Origin of the sequence: Methylocaldum sp. GT1TLB (genome assembly GCF_051027445.1) — a bacterium.
Taxonomy (GTDB): domain Bacteria; phylum Pseudomonadota; class Gammaproteobacteria; order Methylococcales; family Methylococcaceae; genus Methylocaldum.
Genome location: NZ_CP194898.1, coordinates 4,879,444 through 4,905,746, shown reverse-complemented (window position 1 = coordinate 4,905,746; position 26,303 = coordinate 4,879,444). Strand labels below are relative to the sequence as shown.

Here is a 26,303-nt window from a genome sequence, read left to right as displayed (position 1 = left end):
GGGGCTACGGAGCCCTGGATGGAATCGGCGCCAATTCCGTCTTCACGTCCGGATTCTGGGCGCGATGCCGCAGGTAATGATCCATCAGCACTAGGGCCGTCATCGCTTCGGCGATGGGGGTGGCCCGGATGCCGACGCAGGGGTCGTGCCGACCCGTGGTGATCACCTCCACGGGCTCGCCCCTGACGTTCACGGAACGGCCCGGCAGGCGCAAGCTGGAGGTCGGCTTCAGTGCGATGCTGGCAACGATATCCTGTCCCGAGGAAATGCCGCCCAATACTCCGCCGGCATGATTGCTCAGGAAACCTTGCGGACTCATCTCGTCGCGGAACTCGGTGCCTTTCGCCTCGACGCAGGCGAAACCGTCGCCGATCTCCACCCCTTTGACGGCGTTGATGCTCATCAAGGCATAAGCCAGCTCGGCATCCAGCCGGTCGAAAATCGGTTCGCCCCAGCCCGGCGGCACGCCGGTCGCGACGACGTTGATGCGCGCGCCGATGGACTCCCCTTCTTTGCGCAGAGCGTCCATATAGGCTTCCAGTTCCGCGACCTTCTCGGGGTCTGGGCAGAAGAACGGGTTGTTGTCCACCTCCTCCCAAACCACCCGATCGATCTTGATCGGGCCGAGTTGGGCCAGATAAGCGCGGATCGTCACGCCGACCCGTTCTTTCAGATATTTCTTGGCGATGGCGCCGGCAGCCACCCGCATGGCGGTTTCGCGAGCGGACGAGCGCCCGCCGCCGCGGTAATCCCGGAAGCCGTATTTCATATGGTAGGTGTAATCGGCATGACCCGGCCGAAAGGAGTCGGCGATCGTGGAGTAATCCTTGGAACGCTGATCCACGTTTTCGATCAGCAAACCGATCGGGGTGCCCGTGGTACGCCCGTCGAACACCCCGGACAAAATCTTCACTTCGTCGGGCTCGCGGCGTTGCGTGGTATGCCGGGATTTGCCGGGGCGCCGCCGTTCCAGCTCCCCCTGAATGTCGGCCTCGGACAACTCCAGGCCCGGCGGGCAGCCGTCCACGATGCAGCCGATGGCGGGACCGTGGCTCTCGCCGAAGGAAGTGACGGTAAAGAGTTTGCCTAGGGTGTTTCCGGACATGGTAAAGATTTCAAACGTTCCTAAACGACGGAGCTATTAAGGTTCAAATCGCCCCCGCCACCTTGAGCCGATCCGCCACTGCCTCGGCCAGCATCCGATAGCCCGGCCCATTCGGGTGTACCCCATCGGATTTGAGCGAATTGTCCCGGATGATTTTGCTCAGCGTCCCGGTTTCGAAGGGAATCGCGAACTCTTCGGCGATCTTTGCATAAAACTCGGGCGGCGAGAACATCAGCCCGAACTTGGGCACGGCGATCAAAACCACGCTGATGCCGCGGTCCCTGGCCAATTTGACCATGGCCCGGACGTTGTCGGCCGCCTGCTGCTCGCCCAAGTTGCGCAGAAAATCGTTACCGCCGTGGCATAGAATCAACAGCGTGGGCTGATGCTCGTCCAGCAGTGCCGGCAGGCGCTCCAGACCTTCCGCACTGGTTTCGCCCGGCACGCCGGCGTTGATGACCTCTCGCCCGATCAAGCCTTGCAATACGGATGGATAACTCTGCTCGGAACCGGCGCCGGTTCCGAAAGTCAGACTGTCGCCAAACGCGAGCACCTTCGCCTCCGTCGGAAGCTTCGGCAGTTTCGCGCTAGAGCCACAGGCCACCAGCCATAACAGCAGAACAGACATACCGGCGAATTTTAACTGAACTCTCATTGTTTCCCTCTGCTTGATCTTGTTCGTTAGTAACGGGTCGATCACGTTGAATCAACGTGCAACAAATCCTGGGCTGTGGTTACGAGGAACCGCGTAGTGAACGAAGCATACGGTTCGCGTACTCATCGCCCCCGACAAGAATAGTCGTGCCTCGGATTGCTGCTAGCAGAGATTCCATGAGAGATTGCAATATTGTCCCAGCGCTGGCGGACTTGTCAGCTTCTTCTAACTCTTCTGAAAAAGCTTGCTACACCGGTCGACCTGTTCGGCAGTCAGCAGGAACACACCCTCGCCGCCCCGCTCGAAATCCAGCCAGTAGAAGGGAACTTCCGGGTAGGCGGTTTCCAGGGCTTCGGCGCTGCTGCCGACTTCGACGACAAGAACGCCCTCCGGTTTAAGGTGGCGATGGGCGTCCCGGAGGATGCGGCGCACGCAATCGAGGCCGTCTTCGCCCGCTTCCAGGCCCAGCCTCGGCTCGGCGTGATATTCCGGCGCCAAGCCGCGCCACTCGTCGAGGTTTACGTAAGGAGGATTGCTGACGATCAGATCGTAACGCCGGTCGCCCAACTCGGAGTAAACGTCCGATTTGATGGCGTTCACCCGGTCTTCCAGGTGGTGCTTCTTGATATTGATACGCGCCACTTCCAGCGCGTCCGACGAGATATCGACGGCGTCGACCCGTGCCTCCGGAAAGGCGTAAGCGCAAGCGATGGCAATGCACGCGCTGCCGGTGCAAAGATCGAGCACGTCGTGCACCCGGTCCGCCTCGATCCAGGGAGCGAAATGGTTTTCGATCAGTTCGGCGATGGGCGAACGCGGCACCAGTACCCGTTCGTCAACATAGAAGGGCAAACCGGCAAAAGAAGCCTCGTGAATGAGATACGCCAGAGGCTTGCGCTCGACGATGCGGCGCTGGATGAGTGCGAGGACACGCTCGCGCTCGTCCATGGTCAACGTGGCCGCGAAATAGCCGCCCGGGAGATCGTAAGGCATATGCAAGGTATGAAGCACCAAGGCGGCGGCTTCGTCCAGTGCGCTGGCGGTACCGTGGCCGAAAAACAACTCCGCTTGCACGAAACGGCTGGCGGCCCAACGGATGTAATCGCGGATGGTGGTTAAGGTTACGGACGGATGGGGTGATGTCGACATGGCCGAAGATTCCGGTAGACCCGGTATTGTAATGGAAAATCGCCCCGTACCGACGAGGCTTATGGAAAATCCGCCGACGGACGCACTAGAACCAACGGGTACGTTACCACCAGAGCTACGGTTTACGCGAACGGTCTACTTGAGTCTCTGCCCGTCACCATTGAAACCGCTTTAGGGATAAAGCCCGATATTTCTGAGCCCTTTCGTTTCCTCCAGGCCAAACATCAGGTTCATGTTTTGCACCGCTTGGCCGGCTGCACCTTTCACCAAATTGTCTATGACCGACAAAATTACCACCGTATTGCCGTCCATAGGCCTATGGACGGCAATCTGGCATCGGTTTACGCCGCGCACGTTGCGAGTGTCGGGATGGGAACCCGCCGGCAGAACGTCGACGAAAGGTTCGGCTCGATAGCGCTCCTCGAATAGCGCCTGCAAGTCGCCGTGCGCGGCGCTCAGTTCGGCATAAACCGTGGCGTGAATACCCCGAATCATGGGGATCAAATGGGGCACGAAGGTGAGGCCCACGTCCTGTCCTGCGGCTTGGTCCAATCCCTGCTTGATTTCCGGCCAATGACGATGGCCTTTGACGCTATAAGCTTTGAGGCTCTCGCCCGTTTCGCTCATAAGCATGGGAATTTCTGCTTTGCGCCCGGCGCCGCTAACACCCGATTTCACGTCGGCGATGATGCGGTCCAAGCGAATCGCCCTCGCCTCAATCAATGGCAATAATGCCAGTTGAACCGAAGTCGGATAACAACCGGGGCATGCGATCAGCCGCGCCGACCGAATCAGTGCCCGATTCACTTCGGGCAGCCCGTAAACGGCTTCTTCCAACAGCTGGGGAGAAACGTGCGGCTCTCCGTACCAATGAGCCCATACATCCGGGTTTTTGAGGCGGAAATCGGCGGACAGGTCGATAACTTTGACGCCCCGCGCCAACAAGGCTTCGGCCGTCCGCATCGCAGTACCGTTGGGCGTCGCAAAAAACACCACGTCGCATCCGGCTAGCGCATCCGCCGAGGGCTCGACGAAGATCGCATCGACGAAACCCCGCAGGTTCGGATACAACTCGTCGACTCGTTTTCCGGCATCGGCCCGCGAGGTGACGATGGTTATGGCGACGTCAGGATGAAGCGCGAGAATCCGCAGCAACTCCACACCGGTATAGCCGGTACCGCCTACAATGCCGACTCGGATCATTCTCGGCTCTCTCGTTCGAAACGAATTAGGGACGATTTCCGCGAAGGAAGCAGGTCAAGAAAACTCAAGACCCTCGAGATTTTTTCGCACTCGGCGCTTCGCTTTCTAGCCGAACGTTCTCGGCGTTTTGTCTCGAATACGCTTCCACGCTGACCTTCAATTTCTGTCCCGGCTTGAACGTCACCACACGGCGCGCGGTGATCGGAATCTCTTCACCGGTTTTCGGATTTCTGCCCGGCCGCTGATTTTTGTCGCGAAGATCGAAATTGCCGAACCCGGACAATTTCACTGAATTTCCTTGCGCCAGCGCGGCCTTGATCTCTTCGAAAAACTGGTCGACCAACTCCTTGGCATCCCGCTTGTTAATGCCGTGGTTCTCGAAAAGCCTCTCAACCATGTCTGCTTTGGTCAGTGCCATCTTTTCAATCTCTCAACCTAGCATTGAATTCTCTGCTCAGACGTTCCAAAACGCGTCCTACCGTTTCATCGACCCTGGCGTCGGTCAAGGTTTCGGCCTCATCCTGCAACACCAAACCGAGAGCGACGCTCTTCCGACCGGTCTCGACACCCTGCCCCCGGTAAACGTCGAACACCACGACCTGGCGCAAGATAGAGCTATCCGCTTCTTTCACGCACTCGATCAAACGATCGATCGTGACGGATTCGTCAACGATGACCGCGATATCCCGGCGCACCTGCGGGAACTTCGATATTCCGTGGAATACCGGAATATGCCTTCCGAGCAGCACGTCTTGATCGAGCTCGAACAGAAACACGCTCTGTTCGAGGCTTAGTTGCTTTTCCAGGCGAGGATGCAGCATTCCGATCCAACCAAGCCGTTCGCCCTCGAGCCGGATTTCCGCCGATTGCCCAGGATGAAGCGCCGGATGAGCAGCGGCGACAAATTCCAAACCAGCCTCCCGGCCGGTCAGTTTGACGATGCCCTCGACATCGGCCTTCACGTCGTAAAAATCCACGGAGCGAGCCGCTTCTCCCCACTGCTCTTCATGTACCGCCCCTATCGCCAGGCCAGCGATAGATTTCCGCTGTTCGATGCCGCTGCCCCGCCTCGCGAAACGCAGACCTGCTTCGAATAGGCGCACCCGGTTCTGCTGGCGGAACGTGTTCTTGAGAGCCGCGTCCAGCAAACCGCACCAAAGGCCGGTGCGCATGACGGCCAAGTCGGAGGAAATCGGATTCTTCAAGGCCAGATAGGGAATTTCCGGCTCGATCAGCGCCTGCCGAGCTTCGTCCACGAAACTGTAGGTAATCGCCTCCTGGTAACCGCGATCGACCAGGAGGTTCTTAACCCGGTCCAGATCGAGTATTCGTTCGGACACCGGACGCATCGCCGTCGCCATGACCGGATGGCGGCGCGGCAACGATTCGTAGCCGTAGACCCTTCCGAGTTCCTCGATGAGATCGGCCTCTATGGCGATATCGAAACGAAATCCGGGCGGCGTCACGGTCCATCCCTCCGGATGGTCCGCGAGAGTCATTCCCAGCCGTTTGAGAATTTCGGCGACCTTCGGTTGCTCGATGCTCATGCCGAGCAGACGGGTAATCCTCTCGTAACGCAGCAGAATCGGTGCGCGTCGCGGCAAATGCGGGGGGCTGGCTGCTTCGACGATGGGTCCCGCTTCTCCGCCAGCAATGGATAATATAAGTTCGCTGGCCCGCTCGATGGCACGAGTCTGCAACTCGGGATCAACGCCTCTCTCGAAGCGATGGGACGATTCGGTATTCAGCCCGTAGCGCCTAGCCTTGCCCATGATCACGCTCGGCGTGAAAAAAGCGCATTCGACGAAAATATCGGCAGTGCCATCGCCCACCGCGGAGTCGCTGCCGCCCATGATGCCCGCCAATGCCAAGGCTTTTCGTTGATCGGCGATCACTAAAATATCGGAGTCCAGCGCGATTTCCTCGCCGTTCAAGAGGCGCAGCTTCTCGCCCGGCGCCGCATAGCGAACGTGGATGCCGCCCTCCAGCTTGGCCGCGTCGAAGGCGTGCAAGGGTTGTCCCATTTCCAAGAGCACATAATTGGTAACGTCCACTACCGCATCCAGGGATCGGATACCGGCGCGCCGCAAACGTTCGCGCATCCATAGCGGCGTCTGAACGGTACGCGATACGCCTTTGATCAGCCGCCCCAAATAGCGCGGGCACGCTTCGGGTGCGGAAACGCTCACCGGGTGCTCTTCTCGAATCGTTGTAGGAACGGCAGGAACGTCCGGTACTGCCCAATCCAGAGCGTTGAGCGAGGCCACTTCGCGCGCAATGCCTTCTACGCTTAGACAATCTGCGCGGTTCGGTGTCAGATCGACCTCGATGATGCAATCGTCCAGTTTCAGATAATCCCGAACATCGGTCCCCACTGGAGCATCCGAGGGCAATTCCATCAGCCCTGTTTGGGGATCGTCTATTCCCAACTCCTTGGCCGAACACAGCATGCCAAACGAGGCGATGCCGCGAAGCTCCGATTTCCGAATGGAAACATCCCCCGGCAGACGTGCCCCTTCGATGGCGAGCGGCACACGCATCCCGACCCGGACGTTGGGCGCTCCGCATACGATTTGAAGAGGCTCACCGGAACCGCCGGACACCAGACAGACTCGCAGCCGGTCGGCCTGTGGATGGGGCGAGACCTCGAGGACTTCGGCCACGATAACGCCGCTGAACGATGCAGCGGCGGGTTCGGCGCTATCGACCTCAAGACCCGCCATCGTCAACTGATGAACCAGTCTTTGCGTGTCTATCGATGGATTGACGTATTCTCGTAGCCAGGCCTCGCTGAAGCGCATGGGAAGGACCGTATGTTGTTCTTAAAATGCCGCGAATTGTGAAAGAAATCTAAGGTCGTTCTCGAAAAACAGCCTGAGGTCGTTGATGCCGTAGCGCAGCATCGCGAGCCGTTCCACGCCCAAACCGAAGGCGAAACCGGTATAGCGTTCCGGATCGATTTTGACGAATTCGAAAACCCGCGGATGGATCATCCCGCAGCCCATTACCTCCAGCCAACCGGTCTGCTTGCAAACGCGGCAACCTTCGCCTCCGCACATGACACACTCGATATCGACTTCGGCGGACGGTTCGGTAAACGGGAAATAAGACGGGCGGAAACGTACCTGCATGTCCTTTTCGAAGAACAAGGTCAGGAACTCGTAGAGAATACCCTTGAGGTCGGCAAAGCTGACGTCCCGATCGACGACGAATCCTTCCACTTGATGAAACATCGGGGTGTGGGTCAAATCGGAATCGCAGCGATAGACGCGGCCCGGCGCGATGACCCTAAGCGGCGGGCTCTGGGTCTCCATGATCCGCACCTGCACCGGTGAGGTATGGGTACGCAGGAGGGTGTGCTCGTCGAAATAAAAAGTGTCGTGCATCGCCCGCGCGGGATGATGGGCGGGTATGTTCAACGCTTCGAAGTTATGGTAATCGTCCTCGACTTCGGGGCCTTCGACGATGTCGAATCCAACGTTCTTGAAGAGTTGGCTAATGCGCCGCAACGTCAGAGTGACCGGATGGAGCCCTCCCGTACGCTGCCCGCGCCCCGGCAGGGTAACGTCGATGGTTTCCCGCTTGAGACGTTCTTCCAGCTCGCTCGCCTCCAGAACACTCTTTCGGGCCTCCAAATCGGCTATAAACTGGTCTTTGGCCCGATTAACCCGGCCTCCGGCCTCCCGTCGCTGTTCCGCCGGAAGCGTACCGAGTTCTTTCATGCGCTCGGTAAATACACCTTTCTTGCCGAGATAATGTACTCGCACTTGATCGAGTTTTCCGAGCGTATCGGCCTCGGCCACTTGCTTTCTGGCCTGCACGAGAAGCTCTTCAAGGGGTGTACTCACAGCCTTGCTCGCTTGGACAACGGTTTTGAAATGAAGAACGGGAAAAACTCGGGGCGAGTCTTTCCCGTGAAGATCAGGCGCGGGCTAACCCTGGGCGATCTTGGCCAATTCAGCGAACGCATCTTTGTCGCGAACAGCCAAATCCGCCAGAACTTTACGGTCGATTTCGACGGACGCCTTTTTTAGGCCATCCATAAAACGGCTATAAGACAGTCCGAATTCCCGCGCCGCGGCATTGATTCTCACGATCCAAAGCGCACGGAATTGGCGTTTTCTCTGTCTGCGATCCCGATAAGCATATTGGCCGGCTTTGATAACCGCCTGCTTGGCAACGCGATAAACTCGGCTACGGGCGCCGTAATAACCTTTCGCCTGCTTGAGAACCTTTTTGTGCCGGGCTCTCGCAGTGACGCCTCGTTTTACTCTAGGCATGGGCTTCTCTCTCGATGGGCAAGAAAAAATCAGCTATAAGGCAACAAGCGAGTCGCGCTCCGCACATCCGAAGGGTGTAAGGCAGCGGGATTGCGCAGTTGGCGCTTCCTCTTGGTGCTCTTCTTCGTCAGAATGTGACGACGATGCGAATGATTGCATTTGAAACCGCCGGACGCAGTACGCTTGAAGCGTTTCGCTGCGCCGCGATTGGTCTTCATCTTAGGCATATAAATCTCCAACAACTCAAGATTATTTTTTTCTCTTCGGCGCAAGCGTCATGCTTAACTGCTTACCTTCCATTTTCGGAAACTGCTCTACGACGGCGTGCTCCACGAGGTCCGTCTCGATCCGCTTCAGAAGGTCAATGCCCAATTCGCGATGACTCAATTCTCGACCGCGAAACCGAACAGTGACCTTTGCCTTATCGCCGTCCGATAGAAAGCGAATGAGATTGCGCAGCTTGACCTGGTAATCGCCCTCGTCCGTACCCGGCCGGAATTTGATTTCCTTAACCTGAATCTGCTTTTGCTTTTTCTTGGCCGCTTGCAGCTTCTTATTCTGCTCAAAACGGAATTTACCGTAATCCATTACCCGGCAAACGGGAGGATCGGCTGCCGGCGAAATCTCGACCAGATCCAGATTCGCATCATAAGCAATTTGCCTGGCTTCTCTGGTCGACACGACTCCTACTTGATTACCGTCGGGTCCGATCAACCTGACAGTGGGCGCCGTGATCTCTTCATTCAGGCGCGGCTCTTTTCTTTCAGCAGTGATATCCTATTCCTCCGAACGCAATTATTGAAACGCAGCGCGACTCGCCACCTCGTCGGTAAACTTGCCGATCAAATCCGGCAAGCTGAAACCGCCTAGATCCTGGCCTTTCTGTGTACGAACAGAAACGGTACGGGAATCCAGTTCTTTATCGCCGACGATTAATAAATAAGGCACACGCTGCACGGTATGCTCGCGGATTTTAAAGCCGATCTTCTCATTTCTCAAGTCGGACTTTACCCGAAAGCCTTGTTTTACAAGCTCCGCAGCCAATTCGGCGGCATATTCGGCTTGATTTCCGGTAATGTTGAGCACCACCGCCTGAACCGGCGCCAGCCAAAGCGGAAAATACCCTGCGTAATGCTCGATGAGAATGCCGATGAAGCGTTCCATCGATCCTATGATCGCCCTATGCAGCATGACCGGCGTATGGCGGGCATTGTCTTCGCCCACGTATTCGGCACCGAGACGCCCCGGCATCATGAAATCCACCTGAATCGTCCCGCACTGCCATACCCGACCGATCGCATCCTTCAACGTGAACTCGATCTTGGGGCCATAGAAAGCTCCCTCACCGGGCTGCAATTGGTATTCGATGTCTTGCGCGGCCAAAGCAGCCATCAGCGCAGCTTCGGCCTTATCCCAAATTTCATCGCTGCCGAGCCGCTTGGGCGGGCGCGTGGACAGTTTGTACTGGATATCGGTAAAGCCGAAATCCGCGTACACCTTACGCAAGACACCTATGAATGCGACAACTTCCGCCTGAATTTGATCCTCGGTACAAAAAACATGGCCATCGTCCTGATTGAAACCGCGCACACGCATGATCCCGTGCAAGGTGCCGGAGGGCTCGTTGCGATGACAGGAACCGAATTCCCCGAACCGGATCGGCAGTTCGCGATAGCTATGCAGATGCTGTTTGAAAACCTGGATGTGACCGGGGCAGTTCATGGGCTTTACCGCATACTCTCTATTCTCGGACGCGGTAAAAAACATATTCTCGTGAAAGTTGTCCCAGTGGCCCGAAGCTTTCCAAAGGCTTACGTCCAGAATCTGAGGACAGCGGATTTCTTGATAGCCATTCTCACGGAACACCCGGCGTATGTACTGCTCGACCTGCTGATACAGCGCCCATCCATTGGGATGCCAGAACACCATTCCGGGAGCTTCCTCCTGAGTATGGAACAGGTCCTGCAGCTTGCCGATCTTGCGATGATCGCGCTTATCCGCCTCTTCCAGCCGATGCAGATAGGCGTCCAAATCCTTCTTGTCGGCCCAGGCGGTGCCATAGACACGCTGCAGCATGGCATTGCGGGAATCCCCCCGCCAATAGGCACCCGCCACCTTCATGAGCTTGAAGGCTCTAAGCTTTCCGGTATCCGGCACATGGGGACCGCGACAAAGATCGGTAAAATCCCCTTGCGAGTAGAGGGAGATTTGCTCGCCCTGAGGTATGGCTTCGATAATTTCGGCCTTATAGTGCTCGCCCTGGTCACGGAAAAATTTGACGGCTTCTTCCCGACGCATCACCTCCCGCCTGACGGGAATCGCCTTTGCCGCCAATTCCGTCATTTTCTTTTCGATTGCCTCGAGGTCTTCCGGCGTAAAGGGACGTTCGAAGGCAAAATCGTAGTAAAACCCGTTTTCCACCACCGGACCGATCGTCACTTGCGCGCTCGGATACAACGCCTTAACGGCCTGAGCCAGCAGATGGGCAGTTGAATGGCGAATAATCTCCAGCCCGTCCGCGTCCTTACCCGTGACGATTTCGACTGCGGCGTCATGTTCGACAAGAGTCGACAAATCGACCAGTTTCCCGTCGATTCGACCAGCCAATGCCGCCTTAGCCAATCCCGGACCAATGGACTGCGCCACCTCCATAAGCGTTACGGGGTGATCGAATGTGCGAGCGGAACCATCCGGCAGACGTATCACGGGCATCAGTCGAAACCTCTTCAACAAAAAAAGCATCGCCCAGCGATGCTTTTCGGAATTGGTAGGCGCGATTGGACTTGAACCAACGACCCCCACCATGTCAAGGTGGTGCTCTAACCAACTGAGCTACGCGCCTAAAATCAAGAGACGCAATTATAGAGCTATTTTTTGTTTAATTAAAGCCTTTCGTTCTCATCGCATTTAAGCGGCAAAATTTCACGGGTGGCAACGACGGGAATTGGTTATGATGGCCACTAGATGTGAATTCGGCAGGAGCAGTTCTGTCCAATTAAGAGGAAAGCAGTTCCGCAAGGGTGATAAACATGGCCATGTCACCGATCGAAACCTCGATTTCGGAAGTTTGTTTGGGTAGATCGAAGTTGTTCCGATTAGTATTGTTATGGATAACGCTCTTAAGCATAGCGGGGTGCGCAACCAGCCCGTTTTCGAAACCCATTCGGACGGCGACGAAAACGCAGCCATCGTTCTCGGAAATCAGCGCCCGCCCCGACGCCTACAAAGGCAGGACGGTCATGCTGGGCGGCGTGATCGTCCAAACCAGCAACCGCCCACAGTTCACCGAAATCGAAGTCTTGCAAAAACCGCTAGAAAGTTCGGATCGCCCGGAAGACGTCGACACTTCCGCCGGACGATTCCTGATTCACTGCAACCGCTTCCTGGATTCGGCGGTCTATGCGAAGGGACGCGAAGTGACGGTCGCCGGAGAGGTCCAAGGCAAGGAAACCAAGCCTCTCGATCAAATCAACTACACCTACCCGGTAATCGGTTGCAAGGAAATTCATCTTTGGGCCAACCGGCCGACTTACACCTATTATCCGACGCCATACTGGTACGATCCTTGGTGGCGAGGCTGGCCCGGCTATTACCCTTATTGGTACCCTTATTGGTAAGACTCATTCAACTCAAAAGGCTGCAACGCTACTGTGAGAGAATCTCGGATCTCGAAAAAGGACATCCGATCCGGCTACCCAATATCCTGGCCCCGCTTTCTCGGCCTGGCCGCCTTACTTGCGATCACGCTACAACTCAGCGGTTGCGGCTCGGTACTGTCGCGAGCGACCATGGACCAGGTCGATCCGAAACTTTCGCCCGAAACTGTCCTGAATAACCCAAAAGCGTTTATCGGCCAAGCCATTCTCATCGGCGGAACTATCCTTAGCGCCGAAAATCTACAGGAAGGCACGTTAGTCGAAGTACTGACCTATCCCACCGATAGACGAGGCGAGCCGGAACTCAGTGAGCCCGCATGGGGCCGATTCTTAATATTGTATCCCGGCTATTTAGACACACTCATCTACGAACAAGGCCGGCGAATTGTTGCAGCCGGTCGCGTCATCGGCGAACGCACGACGGAAACCGGCGAAGCGACTCGTGCATTTCCGTTGTTACGTCCTTTGGAGATCAAACTGTTATCCGAATATGACACCGGACCTCGGATCGGTATTGGCTTAGGCGTTGGATTTGGCTTTTGATCGATGATCATAGCCTCGCGTCTTGCCGGTCCCTGCAACACTCAATCCCACCCGATAAACCAGTTAGAAAACGTGCGGATTGAAAATCCATTCGATGCTATCCAAAATGGCGTCGCGTGCATTCGCCAAAGCGGATGCTTTTTCCAATTCGTGCTCTTTGAGGCAACTCTATGGAAAGATTTGCAGCCCCTTAAGGATTGTTAGTTAATGCCCATCTCTTATTTTTTATTTTTATAGTGAAAAAATGATTAACGGTTTACTCGACCTCCCCTGGTGGGGACTTATTGCCGTTACGCTCGGTCTGACCCACATCACCATTGCCAGCGTCACGATTTTCCTACATCGCCACCAGGCGCATCGCGCTTTGGACCTTCATCCGGCGGTCAGCCATTTTTTTCGGCTCTGGCTGTGGCTGACAACTGGCATGGGCACCAAGGCCTGGGTCGCGATTCATCGCAAACACCACGCCAAATGTGAAACCCCGGAAGACCCCCATAGCCCTCGCGTGTTTGGCATAAGCAAGGTCTTATGGGAAGGCGCGGAACTCTACCGGACCGAAGCAGCCAATCCGGAAACCTTGGATCAATACGGCTACGGCACGCCTGATGACTGGCTGGAGCGAAAACTTTACTCGCCGCACCCCGGTCTTGGCGTCGCGCTTATGTTTCTCGCCGACGTTGCGCTGTTCGGCTTCTTCGGCATTACCATTTGGGCCGTACAAATGCTCTGGATTCCCTTTTGGGCAGCGGGCGTAATCAACGGCCTGGGGCATTTCTCCGGTTATCGCAATTTTGAAACCCGCGATGCGTCCACCAATCTCTTCCCGATAGGCTTACTGATCGGCGGCGAGGAACTTCACAATAACCACCATGCCTATCCCTCTTCGGCGCGGCTATCCTCCCGTTGGTGGGAATTGGACATCGGGTGGGCCTACATTCGCCTGATGGAACTATTGAAGTTAGCAACGGTTCGCCGGGTTGCTCCAAAAATTCGCATTCTTCACGACAAGAAATTGATCGATTTGGCGACAATACAGGCCGTAATGCGTAACCGGGTCCATGTGCTGGCTTTATATGGCCGTAGCGTGGTGCTTCCGGTCCTGCGTCAAGAATTAAAGACTGCCCTCCCGGCATCCCGACGCCTGCTCCGCGATGCAAAGCCGCTCTTGGTTCGAGAGGATATCCAATTCGATGAGGCCGCCACCCACATCCTTGATCGAGCACTGAACTTGAGCCAAACACTTCACACCGTTTACCAATTCAAGGAGGAATTGAAACAGCTTTGGGCGAACTCTTCAGTCGGCTACGAAGCACGTGTGCAGTCGCTCAGAGAGTGGTGCCAACGAGCGAAGGAGACTGGCATCCAATCACTTCATGAGTTTGCCGACTTGTTGCACGGCTATACCATTACAAATCGGCTGTCCGTCAATTATTTACCCAGCACTTAAGCCAAGCACCACTCACATGCTGCCGTGCGGCGTCTCATGTGAGTCATGATATGGTCGGGAAAGTAGCGACCTGTTCATCCAGGATCAGGCTTTCTCGGCCTTCCGCAACGATCATTTGCGATTGATAAGAATCCCCGATTTACTGGCGCACCGGTCCTTAGGTCGGCAATCCATAGCGACAAACCCATTGCGTAGAAAAAGGATTTTCGACTTACAAGTCGTGCAGCGCTGTAAGCCGGAATAAGCATTTCCGCGGGTTTATCCATGTAGCTTTGGACAGCGATGCCAAGGACACGGGCCCAAAGCTGAAAATGCTTCAAAAAAAAGCCCCATCCGAAGATGGGGCTTTTTTACACTTAAATGATCGGTCGGCGATTACATCATGTCGCCCATGCCGCCCATTCCACCCATGCCTGCCGGCATCGGAGTCTCTTCCTTCGGCTCTTCGGCAACCATTGCCTCAGTGGTGATCATGAGACCCGCCACGGAACCGGCGTTCTGCAGCGCGGTACGGGTCACTTTCGCCGGGTCCAGAATGCCCATGGCGACCATATCGCCGAATTCGCCGGTTGCTGCGTTGTAGCCGAAATTTCCGGAACCCTCGGCTACCTTGTTCAGAACCACGGACGACTCGTCGCCGGCATTGGCCACGATCTGGCGCAGCGGCTCTTCCATCGCGCGGCGGGCGATGCTGATGCCGACATCCTGATCGTGGTTTACGCCTTTCAGATCCTTGATCTTTTGCAGAGCGCGGACCAGAGCCACGCCGCCGCCCGGCACGATGCCTTCTTCAACCGCAGCGCGGGTCGCGTGCAACGCGTCTTCCACGCGGGCTTTCTTCTCCTTCATCTCGACTTCGGTGGCCGCGCCGACCTTGATCACTGCCACACCGCCGGCCAACTTCGCCAAGCGCTCTTGCAGCTTTTCTCTATCGTAGTCCGACGTGGTCTCTTCGATCTGCTTACGGATCTGGGTGATACGGCCCTGGATTCTTTCCTTAGCGCCGGCGCCATCGATGATGGTGGTTTCTTCCTTGCTGATCTGAACCTTCTTGGCATTGCCCAAATCGTTCAGACTCGCTTTCTCCAGGCTCAGACCCACTTCTTCGGAAATTACGGTGCCGCCCGTCAGGATAGCGATGTCTTCCAACATGGCTTTACGGCGATCGCCGAAACCGGGCGCTTTAACGGCGCAAACCTTGATGATGCCGCGCATGTTGTTGACGACCAAGGTCGCCAGCGCTTCGCCTTCGACATCTTCCGCGATGATCAGCAGCGGACGACCGGCTTTAGCGACGCCTTCGAGTACCGGCAGCATGTCGCGGATATTGGAAATCTTTTTCTCGCAGATGAGGATCAGCGGGTTTTCCAGCTCGGCGCTCATGCTTTGCTGATTGTTGATGAAGTACGGCGACAAATAGCCGCGGTCGAACTGCATACCTTCGACGACATCCAGGCTGTTTTCAAGGCCCGAACCTTCCTCGACCGTGATCACGCCTTCCTTGCCCACCTTGTCCATCGCTTCGGCAATGATCTTGCCGATGCTCTCGTCTGAGTTGGCGGAAATGGTGCCGACTTGAGCGATCGCGTTGCTGTCGGTGCAGGGAACGGACATTTCGTGGATAGCGTCGACGGCGGCGGTGACCGCCTTGTCGATACCGCGTTTCAGATCCATAGGATTCATGCCGGCGGCCACGGCCTTCAGGCCCTCGACCAGAATCGATTGCGCCAGAACGGTGGCGGTGGTGGTGCCGTCGCCCGCGACATCGGAAGTCTGAGACGCGACTTCCTTCACCATCTGAGCGCCCATGTTTTCGAACTTGTCGGAGAGCTCGATATCTTTCGCCACGGATACGCCGTCCTTGGTGACGGTCGGCGCGCCGAAACTCTTTTCGAGCACCACATTGCGGCCTTTCGGACCCAAGGTCACTTTCACCGCCTGTGCCAGAATATTGACCCCGCGAACCATGCGGATCCGCGCGTCATCACCGAATCTTACGTCTTTCGCTGCCATTACGATTTACCTTCGTTGGTTGATGTTGAATTCCGGGCGTGCTCAGTCTTCGAGCACAGCCATGATGTCGTCTTCGCGCATGACAAGGATATCCTCGCCATCGAGTTTCACCTCGGTGCCGGAATATTTGCCGAACAGCACCTTGTCGCCCGCTTTGACTTGCAGCGCGCGCACTTGCCCGTTATCCAGAGTCTTGCCGTTACCCACCGCAAGAACTTCACCGCGCATCGGTTTTTCCGCAGCCGTATCCGGAATCACGATTCCGCCCGGCGAAGTCCGCTCCTCTTCGAGGCGCCTCACGATAACACGGTCATTCAAAGGACGAATTTTCATCATACTCTCCTGTTCCTACTGATGATGTATTGACTGACGAGCGGTCGACCAGACCCTAGCTTTGTTAGCACTCGACTAAAACGAGTGCTAATCATAGCCGTCGAATATTTCATGTCAAGATCAACGCTCCCCCACCACATGTGGAAGAGCTGCGCGAATCCGCGTTTTTCCTGGGTTAAGATTCGTGCGCAACCAGCTTCGAGAAAAGAACATGGACCGCACCGAACGCTTCTACAAAATCGATCAACTGATCCGCGACCGGGAAAACGTCTCTCAAAAGGCGTTTCTTGAAGAATTGGGTATATCGGCAGCCACTTTCAAGCGTGATATCGAATATATGCGTAGTCGATTCAACGCGCCGATCGTTTGGGACCGAAAAACCCGCGGCTACCGCTTCGGGCCCCATGGCGGCGATGCGGCCTACGAGCTGCCCGGCCTTTGGTTCAACGCCTCGGAAATTCACGCTCTTCTCACCATGCGCCAACTGCTCGCAGACCTTCAGCCCGGACTGCTCGAACCGCATATCCAGCCGCTGCTCGCTCGCCTCAATGCCCTGCTCGGCGCCGGCGATCACGAGTGGCAGGAAGTCGAAAAACGGGTCCGGGTGTTCCATGTCGCACGGCGAACGGTGGATCTACAGCATTTCGAAGTGGTTGCGACGGCCCTGCTCAGACGCCGCCGGCTGCGAATTGTCCATTACAACCGCAGCACCGATGAAACATCCGAACGCACGGTGTCGCCGCAGCGCCTGATCCACTACCGCGAAAACTGGTATTTGGACGCCTGGTGCCATCTCCGTGAAGCGATCCGAAGTTTCGCCGTGGATGCGCTCCGATCCGCATCGGCGCTGAACGAACCCGCCGTAGACATCCCGGACGAAGAGCTGGATCGAGAACTGGCGTCCGGTTACGGCATCTTCTCCGGCACCGAAATCCGCTGGGCGGAATTGCGTTTTACGCCCGAACGCGCGCGCTGGGTCAGCCATGAAATCTGGCATCCCAAGCAAAAGACCCGGTTCGAGCCGGACGGCAGTTACACCCTCGAAATCCCCTACGCCGACGACCGCGAACTGATAATGGACATCCTCAAGCATGGCGCGGACGTCGAAGTCCTCGCTCCCGAATCGCTCAGGAGCAAACTGCAAGAAACGGTTCGGGCAATGGCGGCCCGCTACGAATAAAAATTTTTACCGATAGGGTTAGTGGCTCACACCCTGAGCGACTACCTGTCGTAGAGTATCTCCGTCGTTACACCCATCGGAGATACGATTATGTTCAACGTCTTCTCTTCCATCCGCAAAATCCGGAACGCTCGGGCTTCTGCAAGCTCCGCCACCAGCCATCCCGCCTGTCCTTTACAGCCGAGCCCGTTATCCCGCCAAACGCCGGATGCTTCGGCGCGCGTCAACTACGATATTCCGACGTACATCCGACGCGGTATCAAACTCAGCAGCTTGAACTAAGAAACAAGCACGGAACGGCACGATAAATACCAAGCCGAGAATTCGATACAATGACCATATTAACTGGTCATATAGTATCGAGGTATCAATCATGGAAATCACCGCAGCGGAATTCAAAGCCAAATGTTTGAAACTGATGGACGAGGTCAGCAAAACCCATGAGCCCGTCGTCATCACCAAGCGAGGCAAACCGATTGCCAAACTGGTACCGATCGAAGAACCGTCGGAAACCCAATTCGGTTACATGAAAGGCACGGTCACCGTTCTGGGCGATGTCGTTTCCCCTATCGACGAACCCTGGAGCGCGTTAACGGGCGACGAGGATGATCTCTACCGTGATCTCGCGCCGGGTGGACAACCCAACGATGGATGCCGGGCAAATAAATGAACGGACTGTTGCTGGATACCCACGCGTGGCTTTGGTACGCGGAAGGCAATTCCGAGCGCTTGCCGGCGGATGCGGTCGCACATATCGAAGCCATGCGCCGACAGTCGAGACTATTCGTTTCCACGATTTCCATTTGGGAAATCGGCATGTTGCAGAACAAACGCAGACTTACGCTCTCGGCGGCGTTCAATGTTTGGGTCGAGCACGCAACGGCTCTGCCGGGGCTTCGATCACTGCCTCTGGATGCCGAAAGCGCGGTGGAAAGCACCCAGCTTCCCGGATCGATCCACGGCGATCCCGCTGATCGTTTTCTTATCGCTATTGCGCGAGTCAAGGGGCTGCATCTGATGACCGCCGACGAGAAGATCGCCGAGTATGCGCGGGAAGGTTATCTCAAAGTTTTCGGTTTGGCGGGCTGAAGGAAATCACATTGCCCGAAGACGATGTAAAAGGCCCAAATCCCTTATTGGAGTCCATGTAAATGTATGGAGGTGCGGTGATCTACTATGCACACAGCGATAACAAGGCCGGATCCAAGCATCCACTAGCAGAGCATTTGCGGGACGTTTCGAAACTCGCAGGAAAATTCGCGGAAGCTTCCAGCTTCGCGGACGAAGCCGGCCTTGCCGGGCTCTTGCACGACCTCGGGAAATATGGCGATCGGTTTCAGGCACGGCTTGAAGGAAAGGACCATGGACTGGATCACTGGTCGATAGGTGCTTGGCTGGCGCTACAAAAGGACTATCAAGCCGTCGCTGCGGCGCTGGCGATTCAAGGTCATCACATTGGCCTGCAATACTTGCGCGGGTCCGAGTTGGCGAAACTAAACCCGACCAAGCTCGTTCAAAGCCATCCCCAACAACTCAGTTTGAGTGAAACGGATCTGGCAACCCTCAAATCACGCCTCCTCGCCGACGGTCTGACTCCGGCAAAGCCCGAGAAAACTGTCTGTGGAACGGAAATCAGATCGGGCTTCGATCTTATGCTCGACATTCGCCTGCTGTTCTCCGCCCTGGTCGATGCCGATTTCCTCGACACCGAAGCACATTTCCAAGGCGGACCGGACGGCAAGCGCCACCGGCCGGACGGGCCGAAGTTGCAAGCTAGCGATGCGCTGGAAATTCTGCTGGCCCATATCGACAAACTCGGCCGCAGTTCGAAGGCCGATCCCGGAGTGGCAAAAGTCCGACAATGGCTGCGCGACGACTGCCTGAGCGCCGCGGAACATCCGCCGGGGCTATTCACACTGACGGCACCGACCGGCAGCGGAAAAACCCTCGCCATGCTCGCCTTCGCCCTGGCGCATGCTGCGAAATACGAATTACGACGGGTGGTCGTCGTCATCCCGTATCTCTCGATCATCGAACAGACGGCTGCCATTTACCGAAGTCTGTTCGAACCGCACTTCGGTACCGACTATGTCTTGGAACATCACTCGCTGGCCGGTTTGGGGAAGGAAGAGTGCGAGTCCGATGCGGAGGGGGAATTTGGTGACTCCGACGAACGCCGACGGCGACAACTCTCGGAGAACTGGGATGCGCCGATCATCGTTACGACCAGCGTGCAGATGTTGGAATCATTGTTTTCGAACCGGCCGTCCGCCTGCCGCAAGCTTCACCGCCTGCCCCGGTCCGTGATTCTGTTTGACGAGGTCCAAACGCTGCCCGCGCCGCTGGCAGTACCGACGCTGGCGACGCTTACTCACTTGGCTCACGCCCATAAGAGCAGCGTCGTGTTCGCGACGGCAACGCAGCCGGCGTTCGAGCATTTGCACGCCCATGTTCGAACGCATGCGCCAGCGGACTGGCAGCCTCAAAAAGTCGTTCCGGCACCGGAGCGCCTATTTACACCGATGCAGCGAGTTAAAAGAATATGGGCTGATCCAAGCCAGCCCGTAGTTTGGCCGGAATTGGCCGAGCAAATCCGTGAAAAACAGCAAATCCTGTGCATCGTCAATCTCAAGCGTCACGCGCGTAAGCTTTGGGAAGAGTTCGACGATCCGAATACCTTTCACCTTTCCACAAATCTTTGCCCTGCGCACCGGCAAGTGTTGTTGGCGGATATCCGTGAACGGCTTGCCACGGATAAACCAGTACGCCTGATCGCCACCCAATGCGTGGAAGCCGGTGTGGACCTGGACTTCCCATCGGTTTTTCGCGCTTATGGCCCGCTCGAAGCTATCATCCAAGCTGAAGGCCGTTGCAACCGAGAGGGAAGACTCGTCGATTTGGGAGAGCTGCGGATATTCATGCCCGAAGACGAAAACTATCCACCGGGCGGTTACCGCCAAGCTGCGCAAATCACCAAGATGCTGTTACAGCGGTTCGGGCCGGAAGGCATGACATTGGATAACCCCGATTTCATCACGGCCTACTATCGGGAGCTTTACGACATCGGAAAACCGGAGGCTTCGAAAAAAACGGAGGAACTCCTCCAATATGTCCGGGAAGGCTCCTTTCCGGATGTTGCTCGCACTTACCGCCTGATCGAACAGGATGCCATTAACGTAATAGTGCCCTACCAGGGAGAAATGGCCTTGTTCGAAGAACTCCTCCGGATGGCGGAAGAAACCGGATTAACCGGAGAGTTCATCAGAAAGGCACGACCGCTCGCTGTCAGCCTGTTTCGCCCCGAATCTGGTAGCCCGGTATGGGACAGTCTGTTGGAAGTTCAGACTCTGAAAAAAGGGCGACGGGGGCGACAAGAAGAATGGTATATCGCCGCGAAATCCGAGCACTATCATCCGCAATTGGGTTTCATGCCGCCGGAAAGCTTGAATTTGTGGATTGCATGAACCATGCGATTAAATCAGTCATCAGCCGCCGAATAAGACTCACTACTACAATTGATCGAGTGCATTGCTCGTTCGAATTATGACAAAGGGGGGATTACTCATGCGTGGACAAACGCACTGCTTGGAAGTGTGGGGCGATTTCGCTTGCTTCACCAGGCCGGAAATGAAGGTCGAGCGCTTCAGTTACCCCGTCATTACGCCGTCCGCCGCCCGCGGCATCTTCGACGCGATTTATTTCAAACGGAGTTACGGGTTCTACTGGCAAATAGAGCGGGTAGAAGTTTTGGCATTTCCGAAATACGTCGCTCTGCGCCGCAATGAAGTAAAAGACAAAGCTCCCAGCGAACGCACGCTGTGGGCATGGATGGAACGAAGAGAGGAACCCGAACCATTGTGGGCGGACGGCGATCGGGACTCCCTCGGCACCGATCAGAAAGGGCGCACACAAAGGCAAACCATGGCGCTTCAAGACGTGCGCTACCGGATTCACGCCCATATTCGGTTACGACACGAAACCCACGACATTCGCGAACTCGACGAACAATTCGCCCGCCGTGCACGAACCGGCAAATGCTTTTACCAGCCCTATTTCGGCTGCCGCGAATTCCCGGCTTATTTCGAACCCGTCGACGAGACCTCTCCGCGGAAACCAGCAATCGGCCTCGATTTGGATTTGGGTTGGATGCTGTATGACGTATTCGACTTGAATCTTGCCAACGATTCTTTCGGAAAACCCTCCATCAGCGTATTCCACGCTCGAATGTCACGCGGAGTGATCGAAATTCCGCCCTATAACAGTTCCGAAGTCCGTAAGAACGAGGAAGCCGGACATGCTTGATTCGGTTCTTAAGCAAGCCGGTGACTCCGAGCCAGGCTTTTCCGAAAAGACCGTCAAATGGCTGATTACCTGCACGAGCGAAGGGCAATTTACCGGGCTGGTCTCTTTAGGCGAAGGCAGAGGCCGTACATTTTCTTCCTGCCCGAATCTGACCCAACCCGAATTGGTCGGCGGCGGTGAGGTACGCAGTCATTTCCTGATCGAAGGACTCCCTACTGTCGCTCTGTATCTTGATCCGAAAGCCGACGAAAAAGAGAAAGCCAAGTTCGAAGCAAAGCACGCGTATTTCATTCATCTACTTAAGCAGGCCGCGGAGCATGCGCCGTATTTGACTGTTGCGGCGAGCCTTCTAGAAAATCCCGAGGCGCTGGCAGCAATTCGGGAAGAACTGCGCGGAGCTAAAGCCAAGTTCACCGAAACCGCAACGCTGCGTATCGACTCCATCACTCCCTTAGAACGAGACGAATGGCGGAACTGGTGGCGGACATTCCGCTCGGGCCTACGAACCGCAAAAGGTAGAAAAGCATCGCCGATGCGCTGTCTCGTTACCGGGGAACTGATCGAGCCAGCCCCTACTCATCCCAAAATCAGCGGCTTGGCAAGCGTAGGGGGTCTCCCTGCCGGTGACGTCCTGGTGGGTTTCGACAAAGCCGCATTTCAATCCTACGGACTGGATCAATCGGCCAACGCCGCCATGTCCGAGGAAATCGCAACGGCCTACACGGAAACCCTCAAACAGCTCATCGCCAAAAAGAGCGTCAAACTCGCCAACACTCTTGCCGTCTATTGGTACACCGAGACTCCCGAACTACCTGATGAAGAGAATCCGCTCAGCTGGATAACCGAAGCACCGGAACTGACCGCCGCAGGCGCCGAAGCCCTGGCCCGCGATCTGCTAGAAGCCATCCGCGAGGGCAAGCGCCCCGACCTTGCCTACAATCGTTATGTCGCCCTGATGCTATCCGGCCAAGCCGGCAGAGTCATGGTGCGGGACGTAATGCAGGGCTGTTTCGAGGAGCTTACTGAGCGTGTTGGTAATTGGTTCGATGACTTGGCCATCGTTACCCGCGATGGCAAAAGTGTGGCCAAATCGCCCAAGTTTCTCGCTGTAGCCGGAAGCTTGGTCCGCGATCTCAAGGATTTACCTTCGCCCTGGCTCCAACAGCTTTGGCGAGCGGCGATAACCGGCGCGCCGATTCCAACCTTCGCTTTGGCGCAAGCGGTTCTGCGCGCCCGCATCGACGTCATCAACCACAACCTCGCATCCCATCCCCGCATGGGTCTCTTGAAAGCCTTTCACATCCGACAAGGAGATCGAGCCATGAGCGCATATTTGAATCCGGAACATCCAAACTCCGCCTATCACTGCGGCCGTTTGCTGGCCGTCTTCGCTAGACTGCAACGAGCCGCTCTGGGCGATGTCGGCGCCGGTGTCGTGCAACGCTACTACACGGCCGCCAGCCAAACGCCGGGACTGGTATTGGGACGATTGGCCGCGAACGCCAAAAATCATTTAAGCAAGCTGGAGGGAGGCTTGGCGTGGTGGTACGAAAACCAGATCGCCGACGTAATGAGCCGGATTCGCGACCAAATTCCAGGCACCTTGACCTTGGAAAATCAAAGCCTGTTCGCCCTCGGTTATTACCAGCAGCTCGCCGCATTGAATGCCGGCAAAGGCAATGGCAATAGAAATTCAGGCATAGAGACTGATCAAAGCACTTCACCCGAATCACAAGACTAACAACAACGACAAGGATCACGGACTATGGCTATCGTAAACCGTTACGAATTCCTGTTTCTGTTCGACTGCGAAAACGGCAACCCCAACGGCGACCCGGATGCGGGCAATGCGCCCAGGATCGATCCCGAAGATATGCGAGGACTGGTTTCGGATGTCGCTTTGAAACGGCGGGTGCGGAACTATGTACAGATAGCGCGAAATAACCAGATGCCCAACGCCATTCTGGTGGAGCATGCCACCAATATGAACCGGCCGATACTTAAGGCGCATGAAGAAACCGGGGGTATCCCGGAAAAAGGAGCGTCCAAGAAAAAGGTCGGCGAAGCTAGGAAATGGATGTGCCAAAGCTTTTTCGACGTACGCACATTCGGCGCCGTAATGAGCACCGGCGCTAACGCTGGTCAGGTACGCGGCCCGGTCCAATTCACTTTCGCCCGATCGCTCGACCCGGTCCTGCCGCTGGATATTTCCATTACGCGCATGGCCGTTGCCGAGGACGTCAAAGGCGCAAAAACGTCGGCGGAATTTCAGCAGTGGGAGGAAGAACAGCCCGAAGACAAACTCCGCACCATGGGCCGCAAAAACCTGATTCCCTATGGTCTCTATGCTGCCAAGGGTTTCATCAGCGCCAATCTAGCCCAAGATACAGGCTTCGGCGACGACGATTTGGCCTTGTTTTGGGAGGCGCTCGCCAATATGTACGACCATGACCGTTCCGCCAGCAAGGGTTTTATGTCGTGTCGCGGCCTTTACGTGTTCAAGCATGTCGGCACCGATTCGAATCTGGAACAGCGCAAACGCCAAGCGATGCTCGGTTGCGCTCCCGCTCACAAGCTGCTGGATATTGGCAGGACCCCGGAGGAAGGCAAAGTAATCGAGATTTGGCTGAAGAAACAACTTGAGACGGCATCGCCCCGTCGCTTCAACGATTACGAAATCAATGTCCGCGCAGATAGGATCCCCGCCGGTGTAGAACTCTGGATGTGGGACGCTGAACGCGGGGCGTTGGTCAAGCAATGACCGACACAAAACCACCTGATCTCATCCCCCTCTCCGCTCTCAACCAATACGCCTATTGCGCGCGGCGCTGCTTCCTCATTCACGGTGAGGGCGAGTTCACGGACAACGTGCATACCGTGAGCGGATCGCGGGAACACGAACGGGTCGATAACGCCGGCTATGAACACAAAGCCGATGTCCGGGTCGAGTATGCGGTACCCGTTTGGTCGGATCGCTTGGGGCTGACCGGGAAATGCGACGTACTGGAGTTTCGAGATGACGGAACGATTTATCCCGTGGAATACAAGCACGGTCCCAAACGGCGCTGGCTAAACGATGACCTGCAGCTCGCAGCTCAAGCCATGTGCGTGGAAGAAATAACCGGCAAACTCGCGCCCAAGGGAGCGATCTTTCACCAAAAATCGCGACGACGGCGCGAAGTGATTATCGACGATTCCCTTCGCTCGCTGGTGAAAGAGACGGCCTCAGCAATTCGCTCGATGCTTGCCGCAGGCGTCAGCCCACCTCCTATCGAGGACTCACGGCGTTGCGGGGAATGCTCTCTCAAGACGATATGCGAACCGGAGCTTCTGCGGGCGGTTGCCCATGTATCGAAATTGGCAGCCGGTCTGTTCCAGCCTGAAGAGGACGCCGTATGACCGTTCTTCTCAACACCCTTTACATCACCACGCCGGATGCATACTTGCGCCTCGAAGGCGAAACCGTGTGTGTGATGATCGAAGAGGAAAAACGGCTACAGGTACCGCTGCATCATTTGGGAGCCTTCGTGCTGTTCGATCATGTAATGCTGAGCCCGGCACTGCTGGGGCGCTGCGCGGAGGATGGCCGCTCCATCGTTTGGCTGGACCGGTCGGGACGCTTCAAGGCACGGCTCGAAGGCCCGGTCAACGGCAACGTGCTGCTGCGCCAGGCCCAGTATCGGGCGGCCGACGACGAGTCGCAAACGCTGGCAATCGCCCGCGCCACCGTCGCCGGCAAGCTGCGCAACAGCCGCCAGGTGCTCATGCGGGGTGCACGGGAAACCGACAGCCCGCCGGAGCGGGACGCACTGGTTCAGGCGGCGCGTCTCATCGCCAATCAGATCCGCAAGATCCCCCAAGCGGACAATCTCGACACGTTGCGGGGGCTCGAAGGCGATTCCGCGCGCATTTACTTCGATGCCCTGCCCTATCTGATGAAGCCGTCGGCCCGCGAAGCTTTTCCTTTCTCGACCCGAAACCGCCGCCCGCCGCGAGACCGCTTCAATGCTCTGATCTCGTTTCTCTACGCCTTGAAGCTGGCCGACTGCCGATCGGCGCTGGAAACGGTCGGGCTCGATCCGCAACTGGGATTCCTTCACGCGGTTCGGCCGGGGCGTCCGGCACTGGCGCTCGATTTGTTGGAGGAATTCCGCGCGCCCCTGTGCGATCGGCTCGCGCTGACCCTGATCAATCGCGGCCAGATTCAACCCAAGGATTTCGACGAACGGGAAGGCGGTGCGGTGCTGCTCAACGACAGCGGCCGGAAGACCGTGATCGCCGCGTATCAAACCCGCAAGCAGGAAACCTTGAAGCATCCGGTGCTGGATGCCGAGGTATCCATCGGTCTCTTGGCGCAATTGCAGGCGAGGCTGTTGGCCCGCTATCTACGCGGCGATATCCCGCACTACGTTCCCTTCCTGAACCGCTGAGGTAAAC

25 protein-coding genes and 1 tRNA gene are annotated in these 26,303 nt (G+C 56.5%); 12 read left to right on the top strand and 14 right to left on the bottom strand.

The genetic code is table 11. The annotated features are described in order from the left end of the window. Positions 1-4: 4 nt before the first annotated feature. The 12 genes from aroC to ACR2R1_RS21650 form a co-directional block, all read right to left on the bottom strand. Positions 5-1,105, bottom strand: coding sequence for a chorismate synthase (gene aroC / locus ACR2R1_RS21705; RefSeq protein ID WP_077731159.1), 1,101 nt, complete (start codon positions 1,103-1,105; stop codon positions 5-7). 43 nt (positions 1,106-1,148) lie between these two features. After that, on the bottom strand, positions 1,149-1,760 hold the full coding sequence (locus ACR2R1_RS21700) for a GDSL-type esterase/lipase family protein (RefSeq protein WP_086135274.1): 612 nt from the start codon (positions 1,758-1,760) through the stop codon (positions 1,149-1,151). Positions 1,761-1,985: 225 nt separating this feature from the next. Then, on the bottom strand, positions 1,986-2,909 hold the full coding sequence (gene prmB / locus ACR2R1_RS21695; protein WP_434111881.1) for a 50S ribosomal protein L3 N(5)-glutamine methyltransferase: 924 nt from the start codon (positions 2,907-2,909) through the stop codon (positions 1,986-1,988). Between the two features lie 171 nt (positions 2,910-3,080). After that, positions 3,081-4,112, bottom strand: coding sequence for an N-acetyl-gamma-glutamyl-phosphate reductase (gene argC, locus ACR2R1_RS21690; protein WP_086135272.1), 1,032 nt, complete (start codon positions 4,110-4,112; stop codon positions 3,081-3,083). Positions 4,113-4,176: 64 nt separating this feature from the next. Beyond that, positions 4,177-4,530 carry an integration host factor subunit alpha gene (locus tag ACR2R1_RS21685; RefSeq protein WP_077731155.1) on the bottom strand — a complete coding sequence of 118 codons (354 nt, stop codon included), beginning with the start codon at positions 4,528-4,530 and terminating at the stop codon, positions 4,177-4,179. 4 nt (positions 4,531-4,534) lie between these two features. Then, a complete protein-coding gene (pheT, locus tag ACR2R1_RS21680) occupies positions 4,535-6,913 on the bottom strand; it encodes a phenylalanine--tRNA ligase subunit beta (protein WP_434111878.1) in 2,379 nt (792 codons plus the stop codon). A gap of 21 nt (positions 6,914-6,934) precedes the next feature. After that, positions 6,935-7,960, bottom strand: a complete 1,026-nt coding sequence (pheS, locus tag ACR2R1_RS21675; RefSeq protein WP_086135270.1) for a phenylalanine--tRNA ligase subunit alpha — start codon at positions 7,958-7,960, stop codon at positions 6,935-6,937. 84 nt (positions 7,961-8,044) lie between these two features. Further along, on the bottom strand, positions 8,045-8,392 hold the full coding sequence (gene rplT / locus ACR2R1_RS21670) for a 50S ribosomal protein L20 (RefSeq protein ID WP_077731152.1): 348 nt from the start codon (positions 8,390-8,392) through the stop codon (positions 8,045-8,047). Between the two features lie 29 nt (positions 8,393-8,421). After that, the gene (rpmI, locus tag ACR2R1_RS21665) at positions 8,422-8,610 is read right to left on the bottom strand and encodes a 50S ribosomal protein L35 (protein ID WP_434114295.1); all 189 of its coding nucleotides are present in this window, start codon (positions 8,608-8,610) and stop codon (positions 8,422-8,424) included. A 31-nt stretch (positions 8,611-8,641) separates the two neighbouring features. Continuing rightward, positions 8,642-9,166, bottom strand: coding sequence for a translation initiation factor IF-3 (gene infC, locus ACR2R1_RS21660; RefSeq protein WP_077731150.1), 525 nt, complete (start codon positions 9,164-9,166; stop codon positions 8,642-8,644). 21 nt (positions 9,167-9,187) lie between these two features. After that, positions 9,188-11,104, bottom strand: a complete 1,917-nt coding sequence (thrS, locus tag ACR2R1_RS21655; protein ID WP_434111876.1) for a threonine--tRNA ligase — start codon at positions 11,102-11,104, stop codon at positions 9,188-9,190. Between the two features lie 53 nt (positions 11,105-11,157). Then, positions 11,158-11,234: transfer RNA gene (locus ACR2R1_RS21650), tRNA-Val, on the bottom strand. A 229-nt stretch (positions 11,235-11,463) separates the two neighbouring features. On the opposite strand from ACR2R1_RS21650, the gene ACR2R1_RS21645 reads away from it, so the two are divergent. From ACR2R1_RS21645 to ACR2R1_RS21635, 3 genes are all read left to right on the top strand, one after another. After that, complete coding sequence (locus ACR2R1_RS21645) at positions 11,464-12,009, top strand: Slp family lipoprotein (protein ID WP_166642486.1); 546 nt, start codon at positions 11,464-11,466, stop codon at positions 12,007-12,009. A 33-nt stretch (positions 12,010-12,042) separates the two neighbouring features. Next, on the top strand, positions 12,043-12,591 hold the full coding sequence (locus ACR2R1_RS21640; protein ID WP_434111874.1) for a Slp family lipoprotein: 549 nt from the start codon (positions 12,043-12,045) through the stop codon (positions 12,589-12,591). A gap of 244 nt (positions 12,592-12,835) precedes the next feature. Continuing rightward, positions 12,836-14,038: a DesA family fatty acid desaturase gene (locus ACR2R1_RS21635; protein WP_077731147.1), complete on the top strand. Its 1,203-nt coding sequence runs from the start codon at positions 12,836-12,838 to the stop codon at positions 14,036-14,038. A 375-nt stretch (positions 14,039-14,413) separates the two neighbouring features. On the opposite strand, the gene groL is transcribed toward ACR2R1_RS21635, so the two are convergent. Then, positions 14,414-16,051, bottom strand: coding sequence for a chaperonin GroEL (gene groL, locus ACR2R1_RS21630; protein WP_077731146.1), 1,638 nt, complete (start codon positions 16,049-16,051; stop codon positions 14,414-14,416). Positions 16,052-16,093: 42 nt separating this feature from the next. After that, on the bottom strand, positions 16,094-16,384 hold the full coding sequence (gene groES / locus ACR2R1_RS21625) for a co-chaperone GroES (protein ID WP_077731211.1): 291 nt from the start codon (positions 16,382-16,384) through the stop codon (positions 16,094-16,096). Positions 16,385-16,595: 211 nt separating this feature from the next. On the opposite strand from groES, the gene ACR2R1_RS21620 reads away from it, so the two are divergent. The 9 genes from ACR2R1_RS21620 to cas1c all read left to right on the top strand — a co-directional run bounded on the left by ACR2R1_RS21620 (position 16,596) and on the right by cas1c (position 26,296). After that, positions 16,596-17,564: a helix-turn-helix transcriptional regulator gene (locus ACR2R1_RS21620; RefSeq protein ID WP_434111872.1), complete on the top strand. Its 969-nt coding sequence runs from the start codon at positions 16,596-16,598 to the stop codon at positions 17,562-17,564. 373 nt (positions 17,565-17,937) lie between these two features. Continuing rightward, positions 17,938-18,234, top strand: coding sequence for a type II toxin-antitoxin system Phd/YefM family antitoxin (locus ACR2R1_RS21615; RefSeq protein WP_077731143.1), 297 nt, complete (start codon positions 17,938-17,940; stop codon positions 18,232-18,234). Continuing rightward, on the top strand, positions 18,231-18,653 hold the full coding sequence (locus ACR2R1_RS21610; protein ID WP_077731142.1) for a type II toxin-antitoxin system VapC family toxin: 423 nt from the start codon (positions 18,231-18,233) through the stop codon (positions 18,651-18,653). The genes ACR2R1_RS21615 and ACR2R1_RS21610 overlap by 4 nt, the downstream gene beginning before the upstream one ends. Before the next feature lie 77 nt (positions 18,654-18,730). Continuing rightward, a complete protein-coding gene (locus tag ACR2R1_RS21605; protein WP_168183891.1) occupies positions 18,731-21,028 on the top strand; it encodes a CRISPR-associated endonuclease Cas3'' in 2,298 nt (765 codons plus the stop codon). 100 nt (positions 21,029-21,128) lie between these two features. Continuing rightward, on the top strand, positions 21,129-21,866 hold the full coding sequence (cas5c, locus tag ACR2R1_RS21600) for a type I-C CRISPR-associated protein Cas5c (RefSeq protein ID WP_077731140.1): 738 nt from the start codon (positions 21,129-21,131) through the stop codon (positions 21,864-21,866). Beyond that, positions 21,859-23,607 carry a type I-C CRISPR-associated protein Cas8c/Csd1 gene (gene cas8c / locus ACR2R1_RS21595; RefSeq protein ID WP_434111867.1) on the top strand — a complete coding sequence of 583 codons (1,749 nt, stop codon included), beginning with the start codon at positions 21,859-21,861 and terminating at the stop codon, positions 23,605-23,607. The genes cas5c and cas8c overlap by 8 nt, the downstream gene beginning before the upstream one ends. A gap of 24 nt (positions 23,608-23,631) precedes the next feature. Continuing rightward, the gene (gene cas7c, locus ACR2R1_RS21590; protein WP_086135262.1) at positions 23,632-24,627 is read left to right on the top strand and encodes a type I-C CRISPR-associated protein Cas7/Csd2; all 996 of its coding nucleotides are present in this window, start codon (positions 23,632-23,634) and stop codon (positions 24,625-24,627) included. Continuing rightward, a complete protein-coding gene (gene cas4 / locus ACR2R1_RS21585) occupies positions 24,624-25,265 on the top strand; it encodes a CRISPR-associated protein Cas4 (RefSeq protein ID WP_077731137.1) in 642 nt (213 codons plus the stop codon). Before cas7c ends, cas4 begins: the two co-directional genes overlap by 4 nt. After that, positions 25,262-26,296 (top strand): type I-C CRISPR-associated endonuclease Cas1c, encoded by a 1,035-nt coding sequence (cas1c, locus tag ACR2R1_RS21580; protein ID WP_077731136.1) that lies wholly within the window; start codon positions 25,262-25,264, stop codon positions 26,294-26,296. The genes cas4 and cas1c overlap by 4 nt, the downstream gene beginning before the upstream one ends. Positions 26,297-26,303: the final 7 nt, after the last annotated feature.

Coding starts and splice junctions, on each gene's coding strand:
- aroC (WP_077731159.1), bottom strand. CDS start 1,105: ATGTCCGGAAACACCCTAGGCAAACTCTTTACCGTCACTTCCTTCGGC.
- ACR2R1_RS21700 (WP_086135274.1), bottom strand. CDS start 1,760: ATGAGAGTTCAGTTAAAATTCGCCGGTATGTCTGTTCTGCTGTTATGG.
- prmB (WP_434111881.1), bottom strand. CDS start 2,909: ATGTCGACATCACCCCATCCGTCCGTAACCTTAACCACCATCCGCGAT.
- argC (WP_086135272.1), bottom strand. CDS start 4,112: ATGATCCGAGTCGGCATTGTAGGCGGTACCGGCTATACCGGTGTGGAG.
- ACR2R1_RS21685 (WP_077731155.1), bottom strand. CDS start 4,530: ATGGCACTGACCAAAGCAGACATGGTTGAGAGGCTTTTCGAGAACCAC.
- pheT (WP_434111878.1), bottom strand. CDS start 6,913: ATGCGCTTCAGCGAGGCCTGGCTACGAGAATACGTCAATCCATCGATA.
- rplT (WP_077731152.1), bottom strand. CDS start 8,392: ATGCCTAGAGTAAAACGAGGCGTCACTGCGAGAGCCCGGCACAAAAAG.
- rpmI (WP_434114295.1), bottom strand. CDS start 8,610: ATGAAGACCAATCGCGGCGCAGCGAAACGCTTCAAGCGTACTGCGTCC.
- thrS (WP_434111876.1), bottom strand. CDS start 11,104: ATGCCCGTGATACGTCTGCCGGATGGTTCCGCTCGCACATTCGATCAC.
- ACR2R1_RS21635 (WP_077731147.1), top strand. CDS start 12,836: ATGATTAACGGTTTACTCGACCTCCCCTGGTGGGGACTTATTGCCGTT.
- groL (WP_077731146.1), bottom strand. CDS start 16,051: ATGGCAGCGAAAGACGTAAGATTCGGTGATGACGCGCGGATCCGCATG.
- groES (WP_077731211.1), bottom strand. CDS start 16,384: ATGAAAATTCGTCCTTTGAATGACCGTGTTATCGTGAGGCGCCTCGAA.
- ACR2R1_RS21620 (WP_434111872.1), top strand. CDS start 16,596: ATGGACCGCACCGAACGCTTCTACAAAATCGATCAACTGATCCGCGAC.
- ACR2R1_RS21615 (WP_077731143.1), top strand. CDS start 17,938: ATGGAAATCACCGCAGCGGAATTCAAAGCCAAATGTTTGAAACTGATG.
- ACR2R1_RS21610 (WP_077731142.1), top strand. CDS start 18,231: ATGAACGGACTGTTGCTGGATACCCACGCGTGGCTTTGGTACGCGGAA.
- cas5c (WP_077731140.1), top strand. CDS start 21,129: ATGCGTGGACAAACGCACTGCTTGGAAGTGTGGGGCGATTTCGCTTGC.
- cas8c (WP_434111867.1), top strand. CDS start 21,859: ATGCTTGATTCGGTTCTTAAGCAAGCCGGTGACTCCGAGCCAGGCTTT.
- cas7c (WP_086135262.1), top strand. CDS start 23,632: ATGGCTATCGTAAACCGTTACGAATTCCTGTTTCTGTTCGACTGCGAA.
- cas4 (WP_077731137.1), top strand. CDS start 24,624: ATGACCGACACAAAACCACCTGATCTCATCCCCCTCTCCGCTCTCAAC.
- cas1c (WP_077731136.1), top strand. CDS start 25,262: ATGACCGTTCTTCTCAACACCCTTTACATCACCACGCCGGATGCATAC.